Raw genomic sequence first — 17,523 nt, forward strand, 5'->3', positions numbered from 1 at the left:
TCACCCCGCCAGGTCCAGAATTCGTACTACCAGCTGCGAGAAACTGATTCCCGCCTGTCGCGCCGCCATCGGCACCAGACTGTGGCTGGTCATCCCCGGAGACGTGTTCGCTTCCAGTAGATAATACTGCCCGTCACTGTCCTGCATGACATCAATCCGCCCCCACCCCTGGCAACCTAACACTTTCCAGGCTTTCAGCACCAGAGATTGCATTGCGGCTTCCTGGGCAGGTTCCTCACAGCCAGGGCAGAAATATTTCGTCTCATCAGAGAGATACTTCGCCTCATAATCATAGAAGGTTCCGGCTGGTTGGATGCGAACTGACGGTAAAATTTCTTCACCGAGCACCGCCACCGTAAACTCAGGCCCACTGAGCCATTTTTCTACCAGAACTTCGTCATCATGTTGAAACGCCTGCGCTAATGCCGGCGCCAGCTGCGCACTCTCGGTCACTTTCGACATGCCGACGCTGGAACCTTCGCGGCTGGGCTTGACGATCAGCGGCAACCCCAGCCCGGCGAGCTGCGTGAGCACCTCATCCGACAGCCCGTTTTCAAACGCCGCGCGGTCAACGGCCACCCACGGAGCAACCGGCAGCCCGGCGCCCTGCCACAGCAATTTGCTGCGCAATTTGTCCATGGAGATAGCCGATGCCATCACCCCGCTGCCGGTATAAGGCAGCTGAAGCAGATCCAGCAGACCCTGCAGCGTGCCATCTTCCCCGCCGCGGCCGTGCAGCGCAATAAACACTTTCTGAAAACCCATGTTTTTCAACTGGGTAACATCGGTCTCTTTTGGGTCAACCGCATGAGCATCGACGCCAGACTCGCGCAGCCCCGCCAGCACCGCCGCGCCGGAATTCAGCGATACCTCGCGCTCGGCGGAGGTCCCGCCGAGAAGAACCGCGATTTTATCAGCCATGGCGCGGTTCCTCCTGAGTTTGCGGCTTCAGTTTGATTTCAGCTAAGTTACGCGCGATTTTACCAATATTTCCCGCGCCTTGAATTAGCACGAGATCATTACCCGTCAGCACAGAAGCCAGCATTTCCGCAACCTGAGCCGGATCGGAGACCAGAATCGGGTCCACTTTGCCGCGCCCGCGGATGGTACGACACAGCGAGCGGCTGTCGGCCCCCGGAATCGGCGCTTCACCCGCCGGGTAAACATCGAGCATCAGCAGCGCGTCAACCTGGGTCAATACGTGCGCGAAATCATCGTACAGGTCGCGCGTACGGGTATAACGGTGCGGCTGGAATACCATCACCAGTTTTTTATCCGGCCAGCCAGCGCGCGCGGCTTTAATCGTCGCATCCACTTCCGTCGGGTGATGACCATAGTCATCCACCAGCATGGCTGAACCTTCTTTGCCGTTGACTTCCGCCAGCGGGAATTCACCGAGGAAATCAAAGCGGCGACCGGTACCCTGGAAACTTTCCAGCGCGCGCAGAATCGCATCGTCTTCGATACCCTCTTCGGTGGCTACCGCAACCGCCGCCGCCGCATTCAGGGCGTTATGGCGCCCCGGGGCGTTGAGCGTTACACGCAGGTTGTCTTTATCCTGACGCACCAGCGTGAAGTGCCCCTGTGGGCCAATCTGCTGGTAACCTTCAACGCGCACGTCGGCGTCATCGCTGAAGCCATAGGTCGTCGTCTGACGGCCCACGCGCGGCAGCAGTTCGCGAATCACCGGGTCGTCTACGCACATCACCGCGCGGCCATAAAACGGCAGGTTGTGCAGGAAGTTAATAAACGTCTGCTTTAAATTTTCGAAGTCGCCCTGGTAGGTATCCATATGGTCGGCTTCAATATTGGTGACAATGGCCACCATCGGCTGCAAATGCAGGAACGACGCATCGCTCTCATCCGCTTCCGCAATCAGGTAACGGCTATTGCCCAGGCGCGCGTGCACGCCCGCCGCTTTCACCAGACCGCCGTTAACGAAGGTCGGGTCCAGCCCGGCTTCCGCATAAATGCTCGCTACCATTGCGGTGGTGGTGGTTTTACCGTGCGTCCCGGCAATCGCGATGCCGTGACGAAAACGCATCAGCTCCGCCAGCATCTCGGCGCGGCGAATCACCGGAATACGTGACTCACGAGCCGCCACAATCTCAGGGTTATCGGCAGAGATCGCCGTTGACACCACAACAACACTCGCATCGCGCACGTTTTCCGGGCGATGGTTGAAATAAATGGTGGCGCCCAGTTTACTCAACTGCTGGGTCACCGGGTTCGGCGCCAGGTCGGAACCGCTGATCTGATACCCTTCGTTGGCCAGTACTTCGGCAATACCGCCCATACCGGCGCCGCCGATGCCAACAAAGTGAATGTGCCGGACGCGACGCATCTCGGGCACGATAGAACGCAGTTTCGCCAGTTGTTGTGTATTCATTCTCTAAACGCCATCACTTCAAAAATTCGGGCGACGCCATTGCGCCGCGATGATTAAGCCTTTGCTGCCAGGCTGACTTCTTTTGCTACCCGCTCGGTAGCATCCGGGATAGCCGCCGCGCGCGCGCGTTCGGCCATCTCTAATAAGGTGGTGCGATCCCAGCTTGCCAGGGTCTCGGCCACCGCTTGCGCCGTGAACTGCGGCTGCTCGTAGATCTTCGCCGCGCCGGCTTTTTCCAGCGGCAGCGCATTCCAGTACTGCTGGCGGTCTTTATGCTGGAACGGGACGAAAATGGCCGGCAGACCGGCTGCCGCGATTTCGCTGACCGTCAGCGCGCCGGAACGGCACACCACCACGTCGGCCCACGCGTACGCAGCCGCCATGTCGTCAATAAATTCAGTCACTTTGTGCTGCGGCTGACCGGCATCGACGTAAGCCTGCTCAACGGTCTGCTGAGCGCCCTTGCCGCTCTGATGCCAGAGGGTGACCGCATCGCCCAGACGCTGCGCCACCTGCGGCATGGTCTGATTCAGGATGCGCGCGCCCTGAGAGCCGCCAACCACCAGAACGCGGATCGGACCCTCGCGGCCCACCAGGCGCTGCTCCGGCAGCGGCAGCGCCAGTACGTCAACGCGTACCGGGTTACCTACCACTTCGGCATCCGGGAATGCCCCAGGGAAAGCTTGCATCACTTTGCTGGCAATTTTCGCCAGCCATTTGTTCGTCAGCCCGGCAATACCGTTCTGTTCGTGCAGGACCACCGGGATGCCCAGCGACCACGCAGCCAGACCGCCTGGGCCGGATACATAGCCGCCCATGCCCAGCACCACGTCCGGCTTAAAGCGCTTCATGATAGCCCGCGCCTGGCGCCAGGCGTTGAAGATACGCATCGGCGCCAGCAGCAGGGCCTTCAGGCCTTTACCGCGCAGCCCGGAAATATGGATAAAATCAATCTCAATGCCGTGCTTCGGTACGAGGTCGGCTTCCATACGATCGGCGGTTCCCAGCCAGCGAACCTGCCAGCCCTGATCCATTAAATGGTGCGCAACCGCCAGCCCGGGGAACACGTGTCCGCCGGTACCGCCCGCCATCACCATTAGCCGCTTTGTTTGACCGCTCATCGAGAACCTCGGGTAAACGCCTGTGCTTTCTCCAGGCGAGTTTCATAATCAATTCGTAACAAGAACATAATGGCAGTCGACATAATCAGAAGACTGGAGCCGCCGTAGCTGATCAGAGGCAGCGTCAGGCCTTTCGTCGGCAGCATACCGGCCGCCGCCCCTACGTTCACCAACGCCTGGAAACTGAACCATACGCCGATTGCGCAAGCCAGGAAGCCAGAAAAACGTTGGTTAATCTCCAGCGCTTTGCGACCGATGGACATGGCGCGGAAAGCGACGAAGAATACCATTAAAAGTGCCAGTACCACACCGATATAACCCAATTCCTCGCCGATGATGGCGAAGATGAAGTCGGTGTGCGCCTCAGGCAGGTACTCCAGTTTCTGTACCGAGTTACCTAACCCCTGCCCCCACATCTCGCCACGGCCGAAGGCCATCAGGGATTGAGTCAGCTGGTAGCCGCTGCCGAACGGGTCTTCCCACGGGTTCCAGAAGGAGGTCACACGGCGAATACGATACGGTTCGGCGAGGATCAGCAGTACGACCGCGGAGATCCCCATGCCGATGATGGCGATGAACTGCCACAGCTTGGCGCCCGCCAGGAACAGCATCGCCAGGGTGGTCACAAACAGCACCACCACGGTACCCAGGTCAGGCTGCGCCAGCAGTAAAATCGCCAGTACGAAAATCACGCCCATTGGCTTTAAGAAGCCGCGCAGGTTGTTGCGCACCTCGTCAGCTTTACGCACCAGATAGTTGGCGATATAGCAGAACAGCGACAGCTTGGTCAGCTCGGCAGGCTGAATACGCAGCGGGCCAAAGGCAATCCAGCGCGATGCCCCGTTAACCGAGCTCCCCACCACCAGTACAATCAGCAGCATCCCGATAGAGGCGATCAGCATGAACGTACTGTGCTTCTGCCAGAACGACATCGGCAGTCGCAGCGTCACCAGCGCCAGCACAAACGCCAGCAGAATATAAAGGCCGTCACGCTTAGCGAACAGGAACGGGTCGTTCGCCAGACGCTGGCCCACCGGCATCGACGCCGAGGTCACCATAATGAAACCAATCGCCGCCAGGCCAAGCGTCAGCCACAGCAGCGTGCGGTCGTACATAATCAGGCTGTCGGTATCTTTCTCCCGGGAGCCCATCACCCAGCCCTTCAGCGCCGCGAACATCCAGCCGAATAGCCACGCGAACGCGCGCATACCCGGCACACGCGGCAGGCGTAGCCGCGGCAGTCTCAGGCGCGGGAGAGACAAACGCATCAACCTAACTCCCTGGCAAGACGAGCAAACACGTCGCCGCGCTGCTCAAAACTCTTAAACTGATCGAGGCTGGCGCACGCGGGCGACAGCAGCACCATATCGCCCGCTTTGACCTGCGGCGCAATCAGGCGCATTGCCTGCTCCATCGTTTCCGTCTGGGTGGCGATTTCCGGACGCAGTGCGGCCAGCTCGCCGCCGTCGCGGCCAAAGCAGAACAGACGAATATTGTCGCCGGTGAGGTAGCGCTGCAGCGGCATAAAGTCGGCCGATTTACCGTCGCCGCCCAGCAGCAGGTAAAGCGTCCCGGCAACGTGCAGGCCATTTAAGGCCGCTTCGGTACTGCCGACGTTGGTCGCTTTTGAATCGTTAATCCAGCGCACACCGTTATGATCCAGCACAATCTGGAAACGATGGGCCAGGCCGGTAAAGGTGGTCAGCGCTTTGAGGCTGGTTGCACGCGGCAGACCGGCGGCATCCGCCAGCGCCAGCGCCGCCAGGGCATTGCTGTAGTTATGCTGCCCGGTTAGCGGCATTTCTTTCACGTTGAGGACCTTTTCGCCCTTCACGCGCAGCCAGGTTTCGCCCTGCTGGCGGTTAAGGTGATAGTCGCCAACGTCAACGCCAAAGCTCACGCAGCGTTCATCGGCACCGCGCACCGGCATGGTCAGGCCATCGTCGGCATTCACCACGCACACGTTGGCATGTTCATACACCCGCAGCTTCGCAGCGCGATACTGCTGCATACCCAGCGGGTAGCGGTCCATGTGATCTTCGGTCACGTTGAGAATGGTTGCCGCCACCGCGTGCAGACTGGAGGTGGTTTCCAGCTGGAAGCTGGAAAGCTCAAGCACGTACAGCTCGCGGGACGGATCGAGCAGCATCAGCGCAGGCAGGCCGATATTCCCGCCGACGCCGACGTTAACGCCCGCCGCTTTTGCCATTTCACCCACCAGCGTGGTAACGGTGCTTTTCCCGTTGGAACCGGTGATGGCAACAATCGGCGCCTGTGCTTCACGGCAAAACAGTTCGATATCGCCAACGATTTCAATCCCGGCATCCGCGGCCCGACTCAGCGCCGGATGCGCCAGCGCGATACCAGGGCTGGCAACGATCAGGTCGGCTGCCATCAGCCAGTCTTCGTTCAGACCGCCAACATACCGCTCGACCGATTCCGGCAGTTTATCCAGACCGGGCGGCGTCGCTCGGGTATCCATTACGCGCGGCGTGACGCTCTGCGCGAGGAAGAAATCCACGCAGGACAGCCCGGTCAGTCCAAGACCAATGATGACGACGTTTTTACCCTGGTAATCTGCCATGATTAACGTACCTTCAGCGTTGCCAGGCCAATCAGCACCAGCATCAGCGAAATAATCCAGAAGCGCACGATAACGCGCGGTTCCGGCCAGCCTTTGAGTTCATAGTGGTGGTGAATTGGCGCCATTCGGAAGATGCGCTGACCGCGCAGCTTGAAGGAACCGACCTGCAGAATCACCGACAGGGTTTCCACCACGAAGACGCCGCCCATGATCACCAGCAGGAACTCCTGGCGCAGCAGCACGGCAATAATGCCCAGCGCGCCGCCCAGCGCCAGTGAACCGACGTCGCCCATAAAGACCTGCGCCGGATAGGTGTTGAACCACAGGAAGCCTAAGCCCGCGCCGACGATCGCCGTACAGACGATCACCAGCTCACCCGCGTGACGCAGATAAGGGATGTGCAGATAGCTGGCAAAGTTCATGTTACCGGTCGCCCACGCCACCAGCGCAAAGCCCGCCGCCACGAATACGGTCGGCATAATCGCTAGGCCATCAAGACCGTCGGTCAGGTTGACCGCGTTGCCGGTACCCACGATGACGAAGTAGGCCAGCAGGATGTAGAACAGGCCCAGCTGCGGCATCACGTCTTTAAAGAACGGCACCACCAGCTCGGTCGCCGGCGTATCTTTACCGGCCAGGTACAGCGCAAAGGCCACGCCCAGCGCAATCACCGACATCCAGAAATATTTCCAGCGGGCGATCAGGCCCTTAGTGTCTTTACGCACCACTTTGCGGTAGTCATCGACAAAACCGATAATGCCGTAGCCGATAAGCACCGTCAGCACGCACCAAACGTACGGGTTAGACGGATAGGCCCACAGCAGTACGGAAACCGTAATCGCGGTCAGGATCATGATCCCGCCCATGGTGGGAGTACCGCGCTTGCTAAAGTGCGATTCCGGACCGTCGTTACGAACAACCTGGCCGAAGGACATTTTTTGTAAGCGGGCAATCATGCGCGGGCCCATCCACAAAGAGATGAACAGCGCGGTCAGCAGGCTGACGATGGCGCGAAACGTCAGATAGGAAAAGACGTTAAAGCCGGAATAATATTTGACCAGATGTTCGGCCAGCCACACTAACATGTCCCGTTCTCCTGTAAAGCGCGTACGACCTGTTCCATGGCGGCACTGCGTGATCCTTTCACCAGAATGGTGATCGTTTTATGTTCATTAATCAGCGATTTCAGACGCGCAACCACTGCCGATTTCTCGGTGAAGTGCTCCCCTGCCCCGCTCGCCTCGCTGATCGCCTGGCTTAATTTGCCAACGCTCAGCACGCGGTCAATACCGGCGGTTTTGGCCGCCTCGCCAACCTGGGTGTGACAGGCTTCGCTCTCAACACCCAGCTCACCCATATCGCCTACCACCAGCACGCGGTAGCCCGGCATTTCAGCCAGCACCTGCACGGCGGCCGTCATCGAACCGACGTTGGCGTTATAGGAGTCGTCCAGCAGCAGCTGGTTGTCTGCCAACTGAATCGGGAACAGACGCCCCGGCACCGCTTTCAGCTGCGCCAGACCGGCTTTCACCGCGCTTAATTCTGCACCCACCGCCGTCGACAGCGCGGTAGCCGCCAGCGCATTGGCGATATTATGCCGACCCGGCAGCGGCAGCAGGACCTCTACGCTGCCCTTCGGCGTACGCAGAGTAAATTCGGTGCCCTGAGCGGTAATACGCACGTTTTCAGCGCCAAAGTCGCTGCCCGCCGTATTTGGCGAGAAGCGCCATACGGTGCGATCGCCGATCGCCTTCTGCCAGTTAGGCCAGTCGTTGTTGTCGGCGTTGAGAATCGCAATGCCGTTTTCCGATAGGCCGGTAAAAATTTCGCCTTTGGCTTTCGCCACGCCCGCCAGTGAACCAAAGCCTTCTAAATGCGCGGCCGCCAGGTTATTGACCAGCGCCGCTTCCGGGCGGGTCAGGCTCACGGTCCAGGCGATTTCGCCCTGATGGTTAGCGCCTAACTCAATCACCGCATACTGATGCTCTGCGGTCAGGCGCAGTAGTGTCATCGGCACGCCGATGTCATTATTTAGATTGCCCGCGGTATACAGCGTGTTGCCGCACTGGCTCAAAATGGCAGCGGTCATCTCTTTGACCGAGGTTTTACCGGAGGAGCCGGTCAGCGCGACCACGCGCGCCGGTACCTGCTGGCGAACCCAGGCTGCCAGCTCACCAAACGCCTGGCGGGTATCGCTCACCACCAGCTGCGGAAGGTCGATGTCCAGCTTACGGCTGACCAGCAGCGCGCCTGCGCCGCCGTCTTTTGCCGTTTGCGCAAAATCATGCGCGTCAAAACGCTCACCCTTTAGCGCCACAAACAGGCAGCCTGCGGTTAATTTGCGGGTGTCGGTAGTAACGTCGGTAATCTGGCGATCGTCGCCGTGCAGTTCGCCGCGCAGCGTGTCGGCCAACTGACTCAAGGTAACGCTAATCATGCTACGACTCCCAGCAGACGCGCTGCGGTCACGCGGTCGGAGTAATCCAGACGGCGATTACCGACAATCTGATAATCTTCATGGCCCTTGCCAGCCAGCAGCACCACGTCATTTTCTTGCGCCTGCATGATGGCGCTGGTGACCGCTTCCGCGCGGCCTTCCATCACCTTCGCATGCCCGGCATCGACCATCCCGGCCAGAATGTCGTTGATAATGGCGCGCGGCTCTTCGGTACGCGGGTTGTCATCGGTGACAACGGCAATATCGGCGAATTCTTCGGCGATCGCGCCCATCAGCGGACGCTTGCCTTTATCACGGTCACCGCCGCAGCCAAAGACGCACCACAGCGTGCCCGTACAGTGCAGACGTGCGGCCTGCAGCGCTTTTTCCAGCGCATCCGGCGTATGGGCGTAATCGACCACCACCGTCGGTTTGCCCGGCGCGCTGAACACTTCCATTCGGCCGCAGACCGGCTGTAAGCGGGCCGCGGTGTTCAACAGATCGCTGAGCGAATAGTCCAGCGCCAGCAGCGTTGCCAGCGCCAGCAGCAGGTTGCTGACGTTAAAGGCGCCCATCAGGCGGCTTTCGATCTCGCCTTCACCCCAGCTGGAGTCGAAGCGAATCGTGGCGCCGCTGTCGTGATAGTTAACGGCAGTGGCTTTCAGCCAGCGGCCGTGGCAGTTCGGGTTGATATGGTCTTCCATGGACACCGCCACCGCATCCGGCAGTCGGCCAAGCCAGCGACGGCCCACTTCGTCATCGGCGTTCACAATCGCCTGACCGCAGTGGTGAGTGGAGTAGAGCAGCCATTTCGCCGCTTCGTAGTGCTCCATATCGCCATGGTAATCCAGGTGATCGCGGCTCAGGTTGGTGAAGACCGAGGCGGCAAACTTGAGCGCCGCGACGCGGTGCTGCACCAGGCCGTGGGAAGAGACTTCCATCGCCGCCATCGTCGCGCCTTCAGCCACCAGGCCTGCGAGCACGTGCTGGACATCAACGGCAGAACCGGTGGTGTTTTCCGTCGGGATCACTTTCCCCAGCAGGCCGTTGCCTATGGTGCCCATCACCGCGCTGGTTTCGCCCAGCAGCTGGCACCACTGCGCAATCAGCTGCGTGGTGGTGGTTTTGCCGTTAGTGCCGGTCACGCCAACCAGATGCAGGCGTTCGGACGGCTCATGGTAAAAACGCCCGGCCAGCGCCGACAGACGTTCGTTTAACTGACTGAGGTAAATAACCGGCACGCCGTGAACTTCACGAATTTCACCGTCGGTCGCTTCATCTTTTGCCTCGGCGACAATGGCAGCAACACCTTGCGCAATTGCCTGCGGGATATAACGACGCCCGTCCGCCTGATGACCTACTACTGCCACGAACAGATCGCCCGATGCAGCCACACGGCTGTCGAGCGTCATCTCTCGCAGTGCTCGCTCCGGTGCATTCGGCACCCACGGAGCAAGAAGGTCGCGCAAATTACGATCTGCCACCTGAACCCTCGCCTTGATTTGTCACAAATTCACTCTTATCGCCCGTTGCCAGCGCATCCGGTTCAATGTTCATCGTGCGCAGTACGCCGCCCATGATGGCACCAAACACCGGCGCGGAAACGGCGCCACCGTAGTATTTACCCGCCTGCGGATCGTTGATGACCACCACCAGCGCAAAGCGCGGCTGGCTGGCTGGCGCAACGCCCGCGGTGTAAGCAATGTATTTGTTGATGTAGCGCCCGTCCGGGCCGACCTTTTTCGCCGTACCGGTTTTAATCGCAATACGGTAGCCTTTGATCGCCGCCTTCACGCCGCCGCCACCGGGCAGCGCTACGCTTTCCATCATATGCACCACGGTGCGGACGATAGACTCCGGGAAGACGCGTTCGCCGGGAACCGGCGGGTCAACTTTGGTTATCGACAGTGGGCGATAAATGCCATAGCTGCCAATCGTTGCGTAGACTCGCGCTAACTGTAACGGCGTTACCATTAGCCCGTAGCCGAAAGAGAAGGTGGCCCTCTCTATGTCAGACCACCGTTGTTTTTGAGGATATAAGCCACTGCGTTCTCCGACCAACCCCAAATTGGTCGCTTTTCCCAGCCCAAAACGTGAGTAAGTCTCTACTAACGCTGAGGACGGCATCGCTAACGCCAGCTTGGAAACACCGACGTTACTCGACTTCTGTAGTACCCCGGTCAGGGTCAATTCGCTGTAGCGCGCCACATCTTTGATTTCGTGGCCGTTAATTCGGTAGGGAATGGTATTCAGCACGGTATTTTCGCGCACCACGCCGCGTTGTAGCGCGGTCATCACCACCATCGGTTTCACCGTCGAACCCGGTTCAAACACGTCGGTGATCGCCCGGTTACGCATGGTGTCTTTGGCCGTGCCGGTAAAGTTGTTCGGGTTGTAGGACGGGCTGTTGGCCATCGCCAGCACTTCACCGGTGCTTACGTCGACCAGCACGGCGCTGCCGGATTCCGCTTTGTTAAACGCCACGGCGTTGTTCAGTTCACGGTAGACCAGCGCCTGCAGACGTTCATCAATGCTCAGCGCCAGGTTGTGCGCCGCCTGGCTGTCGGTGGAGGAGATATCTTCAATCACCCGGCCATAGCGGTCCTTACGCACGATGCGCTCGCCCGGCTGGCCGGTTAACCACTTGTCGAAGCTTTTCTCAACCCCTTCAATCCCCTGGCTGTCAACGTTAGTAAAGCCAATAAGGTGAGCAGTCACTTCCCCTGACGGGTAGTAACGACGGGACTCTTCACGCAGATAAATCCCCGGCAGCTTAAGTTTTTTGATGTAGTCAGCCATATCAGGGTTAACCTGACGGGCCAGGTAGATAAAGCGCATGCGCGGATTGGTGTTAATGCGGTTTGCCAGCTGATCGAGCGGCATGTTCAGCGCATCGGCCAGCGCCTTCCAGCGGTTGTTGAGCACCACGCCGCCCGCATCGTGCAGCTCTTTCGGGTCGGCCCAGATGGCTTTCACCGGCACGCTCACCGCCAGCGGACGGCCAGAGCGATCGGTAATCATCCCGCGCGAAGTTGACACCTGCTGAACGCGTAAGGAACGCATGTCGCCTTCGCGTACCAGCTTATCAGGCGCAATAATTTGCAACCAGGCCGCGCGCCCGAGCAGAAACGCGAGCGCCATAAAAATACAGCCGCAGAGCAACGCAAAACGCCAACTGATAAAGTTGGCCTGTTCTTCCTGACGTTTTGGCTTAAGCGTTTTTGCCGCCGGTTTCATGCGTTGCAATAATCCTTATTTCTGAACAACAATGTTTTCTTTTGATGGATCAACATGTTGCATCTGCAACTTTTCTGTAGCGATACGTTCGACGCGGCTATGATCGCCGAGAGCATTCTCTTCGAGGATCAGGTTGCGCCATTCGATGTCCAACGCATCACGCTCCAGCACCAACTGTTCTCGTTGGGCCGTTAACAGGCGAGTATGGTGCGCCGTCGTCACCACCGTCACCGCCGTAACAATAATGCAAATGAACAGACAGAGTGGCAGTTTCCCGAACTGCAAAAGGTCGTCGCGAATAACGCCAGGCAAGGCATGACGTTCGCCATTTCCTAACGACCCGGTGACTTTGCTTAGGGCCTCTGTCACTCTGCCGATCATGCGTTCGTCCTCTCTGCAATACGCAGAACTGAACTACGGGCGCGTGGGTTCTCAGCCACTTCTTCTTCGCCCGGCATCAACTTGCCTAACGCTCGTAAATGACGGCCACCCAGTTTCTTGAGTTGCTCTTCGGTCATCGGGATCCCCGCCGGAACCTGCGGACCGCGGCTCTGTTCACGCATAAAGCGTTTCACAATGCGGTCTTCCAGCGAGTGGAAGCTGATGATCGACAGCCGGCCACCCGGGGCCAGCACGCCAAGCGAGCTTTTTAGCGCCTGCTCTATCTCCTCCAGCTCACTGTTCACCCAAATGCGCACCGCCTGGAAGGTACGGGTTGCGGGGTGTTTGAATTTGTCTTTCACCGGCATGGCGGCGGAAATCACTTCCGCCAGCTCTTTGGTGCGGGTCATCGGCTCAACGCGGTTGCGTTCAACGATGGCTCGGGCAATACGTTTACCAAAGCGCTCTTCGCCAAAGGTTTTAATCACCCAGGCGATATCCGCCTCTTCTGCCGTTTGCAGCCATTCGGCGGCAGACTGACCGCGAGTCGGGTCCATACGCATGTCCAGCGGGCCATCGCGCATAAACGAAAAGCCGCGCTCAGCGTCATCCAGCTGCGGTGAAGAAACGCCAAGATCGAGAAGGATACCGTCGATCTTGCCAACGAGATCGCGCTCGGCGACGTAGTCCGCCAGCGCAGAGAAAGGACCATGAACGATGGAAAAGCGAGGGTCATCGATGGTCTTTGCCACCGCAATCGCCTCGGGATCGCGATCGATCGCGATCAGGCGCCCCTGCTCGCCAAGCTGCGAGAGGATCAGACGCGAGTGTCCGCCGCGGCCAAAGGTGCCATCAATATAGATACCATCCGGGCGAATATTCAGGCCGTTAACCGCCTCGTCCAGCAGTACCGTAGTGTGTTTAAAATTTTCCATCATATTTATAAGGACAAATCCTGCAATCGCTCCGACAGCGCCCCTGAAGCAGATTGCTCAGCGTCGATATCTTCCTTGACCCGTTGATACCAGGCCGTCTCATCCCACAGTTCAAACTTGTTAAACTGCCCGACCAGCATCACTTCTTTGGTCAATCCGGCGTGCTGCCGTAAAACCGGCGCGATCAATAACCGCCCGGCGCTATCCATCTGACATTCACTGGCATGCCCTAACAGCAGCCGCTGCACGCGGCGCTCAACCGGGTTCATGCTCGACAAACGCGATAGCTTTTGCTCGATAATTTCCCATTCGGGCAGAGGATAAAGCAGCAGGCAGGGGTGATGGATGTCAATGGTACAAACCATTTGACCGGTAGCGCTCTCGATCAGCAGGTCCCGATATCGGACAGGGACGGCTAAACGCCCTTTGCTGTCGAGATTGACTAACGTTGCCCCTCGGAACATGCCAGCCTCACCCCTTATTACCACTTTAACCCACAAATTCCCACTCAAAGGAGTTTACGGAGCAGAGGAAAAGCTTGTCAAGCCAGCATGAATGCCAACAGAGTCCAAAATACCGCTATTTAAGGCCGACAATAGCTCTGATTAAAAATTATCCAACAGACGAGGCAAATTAACGTCATGAATACCCGCAAGAAAAATACAAAGGGATTCACATCACGTTAACGCGACTAAATATCATCAAAAGAATATATAAAGTGTCAGTTTGCGACGCGAGCGGCATTTTAGGACATTCTGCGGCCCGTTAACAGTCCCCCGTGGCGCGCCCCGGAGAGGAATTCAAGCCCGACAGCTCGCCCATTCTGGTAGGGGGCTAAAGAAGTGTTTGTTATTTCGGCAATCCGCAGTGCGAATGTAACAAAATAATTCACAAATAATATATTTTTACTTTGTGTTCACAATAATAAACGGGAAAGGGAAACGAAATGAGCGTTATTAAATAGAAAGCTAATCAAAATGAGGAATTATCTGAATATCCACACCAGAATAATGTTTTAGGCGATAAAGGCGACTTTTTTTGGCCGCCCCTATCGCGAGGAAGATTATCGACGACTCAGACTACCGCGACGGTAGAGATTACGACGAATACGGCTCAGACCCGGTTTTGGCTTACGCGGCTCGTCCAGGCTTGCCAGCACAATCTCCAGTACGCGCTCGGCAACGTCGCGGTGGCGCTGAGCCACGGCCAGCACCGGGCACTGCAGGAAATCGAGCAATTCGTTATCGCCGAAGGTGGCGATCGCCAGATCGGTCGGCAGCTTGCCTTCACGGCGCAGCGTAACGTCCATTACGCCCTGCAGCAGCGCAAACGATGTGGTAAACAGCGCCTGCGGCATCGGGTGCGTTTCCAGCCATTTCTCAAACAGCTGCGCTGCGGCTTCGCGCTCATAGCTGTTGGCGTACAGGAAGTGCACTTCGCGCGGATCGTCTTTCCAGGCCGTACGGAAGCCTTGTTCACGCAGGTAGCTAACCGACAGCTCCGGCAGTGCGCCAAGGTAAAGCACGGTTTCCGCCGGGAAGGTACGCAGTTCGGCAGCCAGCATTTCTGCATCGTCCTGGTCAGCCCCCACGACGCTGGTGAAATGTTCGCGGTCCAGCGCACGGTCCAGCGCGACAATCGGGAACGAATCGTTAGCCCAACGCTGATAGAACGGATGCTCCGGCGGTAACGAGGTAGAAACAATGATCGCGTCCACCTGGCGCTGCAGCAGATGCTCAATGCAGCGCATTTCGTTATCCGGCTGATCTTCGGAACAGGCAATCAGCAGCTGGTAACCACGCTGGCGGGCCTGACGTTCGAGGTAGTTGGCGATGCGGGTATAGCTGGTATTTTCCAGATCCGGGATAACAAGCCCGATAGAACGCGTGCGTCCTGCACGCAGCCCGGCGGCAACCGCGTTGGGATGGTAGTTATGCTCGCGCACGACGGCCATCACTTTCTCAACAGTTTTGTCGCTAACGCGGTACTGCTTCGCTTTGCCGTTAATCACATAGCTGGCGGTGGTTCGGGAAACACCGGCAAGCCGGGCGATTTCATCCAGTTTCACAATTGCCCCTTGCTTTATAAGTATAATCCGTAACATCTAAACGCAGAATGATCCGATCGGCAATAGCTTTTGTTCCCACTTATTGCTGATTTCGCAAAAAAAAGCCCGACGTCTGGCCGGGCTACGATAAAGCGATGAGATCCAGGCTAGCGCATAATCTTGTCGCCGCGCGACAGACCGACCACCCCGGAGCGGGCAACCTCAACAATTCTGGCGACATCGCGCAGCGACGCGAGGAACGCATCCAGCTTATCGCTGGTGCCCGCCAGCTGGACGGTATACAGCGACGGCGTGACGTCGATGATCTGCCCGCGGAAGATTTCCGTGTTGCGTTTCACCTCGTCGCGGCCGTAGCCGCTGGCCTGCACTTTCACCAGCATGATTTCGCGCTCAACGTGCGCCCCCTGCCCCAGCTCGTTAACCCGCAGCACGTCCACCAGCTTATGCAGCTGCTTTTCGATCTGTTCGATGGTCTTCTCGTCGCCAACCGTCTGAATGGTCATTCGCGACAGCGTCGGGTCGTCGGTCGGCGCCACGGTCAGGCTCTCAATGTTGTAGCCGCGTTGAGAGAAAAGCCCAATGACGCGCGACAGCGCGCCGGACTCGTTTTCCAGCAGTACAGATAATATCCGGCGCATAATCAGGTTCTCTCCGTTTTGCTCAACCACATCTCGTCCATTGCCCCACCGCGAATATGCATGGGGTAGACGTGCTCGCTACCGTCGACGGCGACGTCAACGAACACCAGGCGTTTATTGCGCACATGTTCCAGCGCCTCGCTCAGCTTGCTTTCCAGCTCATCCGGGCGAGTAATGCGGATACCCACGTGGCCATAGGCTTCCGCCAGGCGGACAAAGTCCGGCAGCGACTGCATATAAGATTGGGAGTGGCGGCCAGAATAAATCATGTCCTGCCATTGCTTGACCATCCCCAGATAACCGTTGTTCAGGTTCAGCACCAGCACCGGCAGTTGATACTGCTGTGCGGTCGACAGCTCCTGGATGTTCATCTGAATACTGCCGTCGCCGGTAACGCAAACCACCGTTTCCTCAGGAAACGCCATTTTGACGCCCAGCGCAGCGGGCAGGCCAAAGCCCATGGTGCCCAGACCACCGGAGTTGATCCAGCGGCGTGGTTTATCAAACGGATAGTACAGCGCGGCGAACATCTGATGCTGGCCAACGTCGGAGGTCACATAAGCATCGCCGTGGGTCAGCCTCCAGATGGCCTCAATGACCGCCTGCGGCTTAATCTGTTCACTTTTTTCGTCATACTTCAGGCACTGGCGGGCGCGCCACTGTTCAATCTGCTGCCACCAGTCGCGAATATCATCCAACGGCTGCGCGGCGCTTTCTTGATCCAGCAGCTCCAGCATTTGATCGAGCACCAGCCCCGCGTCGCCCACGATCGGAATGTCCGCCGGAACGGTTTTCGAGATCGACGTTGGATCGATATCAATATGCAGCACCGTCGCATCCGGGCAGTACTTCGCCAGATTATTGGTCGTGCGATCGTCAAAGCGCACGCCGACGGCAAAGATGACGTCGGAATGATGCATGGTCATATTGGCTTCATAAGTACCATGCATCCCTAGCATCCCCAGCGCCTGGCGATGCGTCGCCGGGAAGCCACCTAGCCCCATCAGCGATGAGGTGACGGGAAGATTCAGCTTTTCAATCAGCGTGCGCAGCTGCGCGTGGCACTCGGCGTTCACCACTCCACCGCCGACATAAACGACCGGTTTTTTCGCGGCAATCAGGGTCTGTAACGCACGCTTAATCTGCCCCTTATGCCCCGTGGTGGTCGGGTAATAAGAACGCATGCTGACCGCATCCGGCCAGACGTACGGCAGTTTGTTCGCCGGGCTAAGAATATCTTTCGGCAGATCCACCACCACCGGTCCGGGGCGGCCGCTGGCCGCTAGCCAGAACGCTTTCTTCAGTACGCCGGGAATATCCTCAGTCTGTTTCACCAGAAAGCTGTGCTTCACGACCGGCCGGGAGATCCCCACCATGTCGCACTCCTGGAAGGCATCGTAGCCAATCAGCGAGGTCGCGACCTGACCGGAGATCACCACCAGAGGAATGGAATCCATATAAGCGGTCGCAATCCCGGTAATGGCGTTGGTCGCCCCCGGGCCCGAGGTCACCAGCACGACGCCAACCTCACCAGTCGCACGCGCCAGCCCGTCAGCCATATGTACCGCCGCCTGCTCGTGGCGGACCAGTACGTGGTCAATGCCGCCGACCGTATGCAGCGCATCATATATATCGAGGACCGCGCCCCCCGGATAGCCAAACACCTGCTTTACGCCCTGATCGATTAACGATCGGACGACCATCTCGGCTCCTGACAACATCTCCATGATTTG

15 protein-coding genes are annotated in these 17,523 nt (G+C 58.2%); all 15 read right to left on the reverse strand.

Going from position 1 to position 17,523, the window contains the following annotated elements:
* Window positions 1-921 (reverse strand): D-alanine--D-alanine ligase, encoded by a 921-nt coding sequence (locus H7R56_RS20505; protein WP_106925410.1) that lies wholly within the window; start codon window positions 919-921, stop codon window positions 1-3.
* Complete coding sequence (gene murC / locus H7R56_RS20510) at window positions 914-2,389, reverse strand: UDP-N-acetylmuramate--L-alanine ligase (RefSeq protein WP_106925408.1); 1,476 nt, start codon at window positions 2,387-2,389, stop codon at window positions 914-916. The genes H7R56_RS20505 and murC overlap by 8 nt, the downstream gene beginning before the upstream one ends.
* Before the next feature lie 53 nt (window positions 2,390-2,442).
* On the reverse strand, window positions 2,443-3,510 hold the full coding sequence (murG, locus tag H7R56_RS20515; RefSeq protein WP_106925406.1) for an undecaprenyldiphospho-muramoylpentapeptide beta-N-acetylglucosaminyltransferase: 1,068 nt from the start codon (window positions 3,508-3,510) through the stop codon (window positions 2,443-2,445).
* On the reverse strand, window positions 3,507-4,778 hold the full coding sequence (gene ftsW, locus H7R56_RS20520) for a cell division protein FtsW (protein ID WP_106925404.1): 1,272 nt from the start codon (window positions 4,776-4,778) through the stop codon (window positions 3,507-3,509). Before ftsW ends, murG begins: the two co-directional genes overlap by 4 nt.
* Window positions 4,778-6,094 carry a UDP-N-acetylmuramoyl-L-alanine--D-glutamate ligase gene (gene murD, locus H7R56_RS20525; protein WP_106925402.1) on the reverse strand — a complete coding sequence of 439 codons (1,317 nt, stop codon included), beginning with the start codon at window positions 6,092-6,094 and terminating at the stop codon, window positions 4,778-4,780. Before murD ends, ftsW begins: the two co-directional genes overlap by 1 nt.
* A 2-nt stretch (window positions 6,095-6,096) precedes the next feature.
* Window positions 6,097-7,179 carry a phospho-N-acetylmuramoyl-pentapeptide-transferase gene (mraY, locus tag H7R56_RS20530; RefSeq protein ID WP_106925400.1) on the reverse strand — a complete coding sequence of 361 codons (1,083 nt, stop codon included), beginning with the start codon at window positions 7,177-7,179 and terminating at the stop codon, window positions 6,097-6,099.
* Window positions 7,173-8,531, reverse strand: a complete 1,359-nt coding sequence (gene murF, locus H7R56_RS20535) for a UDP-N-acetylmuramoyl-tripeptide--D-alanyl-D-alanine ligase (RefSeq protein ID WP_106925398.1) — start codon at window positions 8,529-8,531, stop codon at window positions 7,173-7,175. The genes mraY and murF overlap by 7 nt, the downstream gene beginning before the upstream one ends.
* Window positions 8,528-10,015, reverse strand: coding sequence for a UDP-N-acetylmuramoyl-L-alanyl-D-glutamate--2,6-diaminopimelate ligase (gene murE, locus H7R56_RS20540; RefSeq protein ID WP_106925396.1), 1,488 nt, complete (start codon window positions 10,013-10,015; stop codon window positions 8,528-8,530). The genes murF and murE overlap by 4 nt, the downstream gene beginning before the upstream one ends.
* A complete protein-coding gene (locus H7R56_RS20545; RefSeq protein WP_106925394.1) occupies window positions 10,002-11,768 on the reverse strand; it encodes a peptidoglycan glycosyltransferase FtsI in 1,767 nt (588 codons plus the stop codon). Before H7R56_RS20545 ends, murE begins: the two co-directional genes overlap by 14 nt.
* A gap of 15 nt (window positions 11,769-11,783) precedes the next feature.
* Complete coding sequence (gene ftsL / locus H7R56_RS20550; RefSeq protein WP_035893020.1) at window positions 11,784-12,149, reverse strand: cell division protein FtsL; 366 nt, start codon at window positions 12,147-12,149, stop codon at window positions 11,784-11,786.
* Window positions 12,146-13,087, reverse strand: coding sequence for a 16S rRNA (cytosine(1402)-N(4))-methyltransferase RsmH (gene rsmH, locus H7R56_RS20555; protein WP_106925392.1), 942 nt, complete (start codon window positions 13,085-13,087; stop codon window positions 12,146-12,148). The genes ftsL and rsmH overlap by 4 nt, the downstream gene beginning before the upstream one ends.
* Before the next feature lie 2 nt (window positions 13,088-13,089).
* Window positions 13,090-13,548: a division/cell wall cluster transcriptional repressor MraZ gene (gene mraZ / locus H7R56_RS20560; RefSeq protein WP_106925390.1), complete on the reverse strand. Its 459-nt coding sequence runs from the start codon at window positions 13,546-13,548 to the stop codon at window positions 13,090-13,092.
* 599 nt (window positions 13,549-14,147) lie between these two features.
* Window positions 14,148-15,152 (reverse strand): catabolite repressor/activator, encoded by a 1,005-nt coding sequence (gene cra / locus H7R56_RS20565; protein WP_106925388.1) that lies wholly within the window; start codon window positions 15,150-15,152, stop codon window positions 14,148-14,150.
* Between the two features lie 146 nt (window positions 15,153-15,298).
* Window positions 15,299-15,790, reverse strand: a complete 492-nt coding sequence (ilvN, locus tag H7R56_RS20570) for an acetolactate synthase small subunit (RefSeq protein WP_035893016.1) — start codon at window positions 15,788-15,790, stop codon at window positions 15,299-15,301.
* A gap of 2 nt (window positions 15,791-15,792) precedes the next feature.
* Window positions 15,793-17,517: an acetolactate synthase 3 large subunit gene (ilvI, locus tag H7R56_RS20575; protein WP_106925387.1), complete on the reverse strand. Its 1,725-nt coding sequence runs from the start codon at window positions 17,515-17,517 to the stop codon at window positions 15,793-15,795.
* Between the last annotated feature and the right edge of the window lie 6 nt (window positions 17,518-17,523).

It is taken from the genome of Klebsiella sp. WP3-W18-ESBL-02, from assembly GCF_014168815.1.
GTDB classification, from domain to species: domain Bacteria; phylum Pseudomonadota; class Gammaproteobacteria; order Enterobacterales; family Enterobacteriaceae; genus Kluyvera; species Kluyvera ascorbata_B.

Bases quoted from the DNA above. Each gene is read 5' to 3' on its own strand.
- H7R56_RS20545 (WP_106925394.1), bottom strand. From the start codon at position 11,768: ATGAAACCGGCGGCAAAAACGCTTAAGCCAAAACGTCAGGAAGAACAG.
- ilvI (WP_106925387.1), bottom strand. From the start codon at position 17,517: ATGGAGATGTTGTCAGGAGCCGAGATGGTCGTCCGATCGTTAATCGAT.
- H7R56_RS20505 (WP_106925410.1), bottom strand. From the start codon at position 921: ATGGCTGATAAAATCGCGGTTCTTCTCGGCGGGACCTCCGCCGAGCGC.
- ilvN (WP_035893016.1), bottom strand. From the start codon at position 15,790: ATGCGCCGGATATTATCTGTACTGCTGGAAAACGAGTCCGGCGCGCTG.
- murG (WP_106925406.1), bottom strand. From the start codon at position 3,510: ATGAGCGGTCAAACAAAGCGGCTAATGGTGATGGCGGGCGGTACCGGC.
- mraZ (WP_106925390.1), bottom strand. From the start codon at position 13,548: ATGTTCCGAGGGGCAACGTTAGTCAATCTCGACAGCAAAGGGCGTTTA.
- murC (WP_106925408.1), bottom strand. From the start codon at position 2,389: ATGAATACACAACAACTGGCGAAACTGCGTTCTATCGTGCCCGAGATG.
- ftsW (WP_106925404.1), bottom strand. From the start codon at position 4,778: ATGCGTTTGTCTCTCCCGCGCCTGAGACTGCCGCGGCTACGCCTGCCG.
- murD (WP_106925402.1), bottom strand. From the start codon at position 6,094: ATGGCAGATTACCAGGGTAAAAACGTCGTCATCATTGGTCTTGGACTG.
- murF (WP_106925398.1), bottom strand. From the start codon at position 8,531: ATGATTAGCGTTACCTTGAGTCAGTTGGCCGACACGCTGCGCGGCGAA.
- mraY (WP_106925400.1), bottom strand. From the start codon at position 7,179: ATGTTAGTGTGGCTGGCCGAACATCTGGTCAAATATTATTCCGGCTTT.
- ftsL (WP_035893020.1), bottom strand. From the start codon at position 12,149: ATGATCGGCAGAGTGACAGAGGCCCTAAGCAAAGTCACCGGGTCGTTA.
- rsmH (WP_106925392.1), bottom strand. From the start codon at position 13,087: ATGATGGAAAATTTTAAACACACTACGGTACTGCTGGACGAGGCGGTT.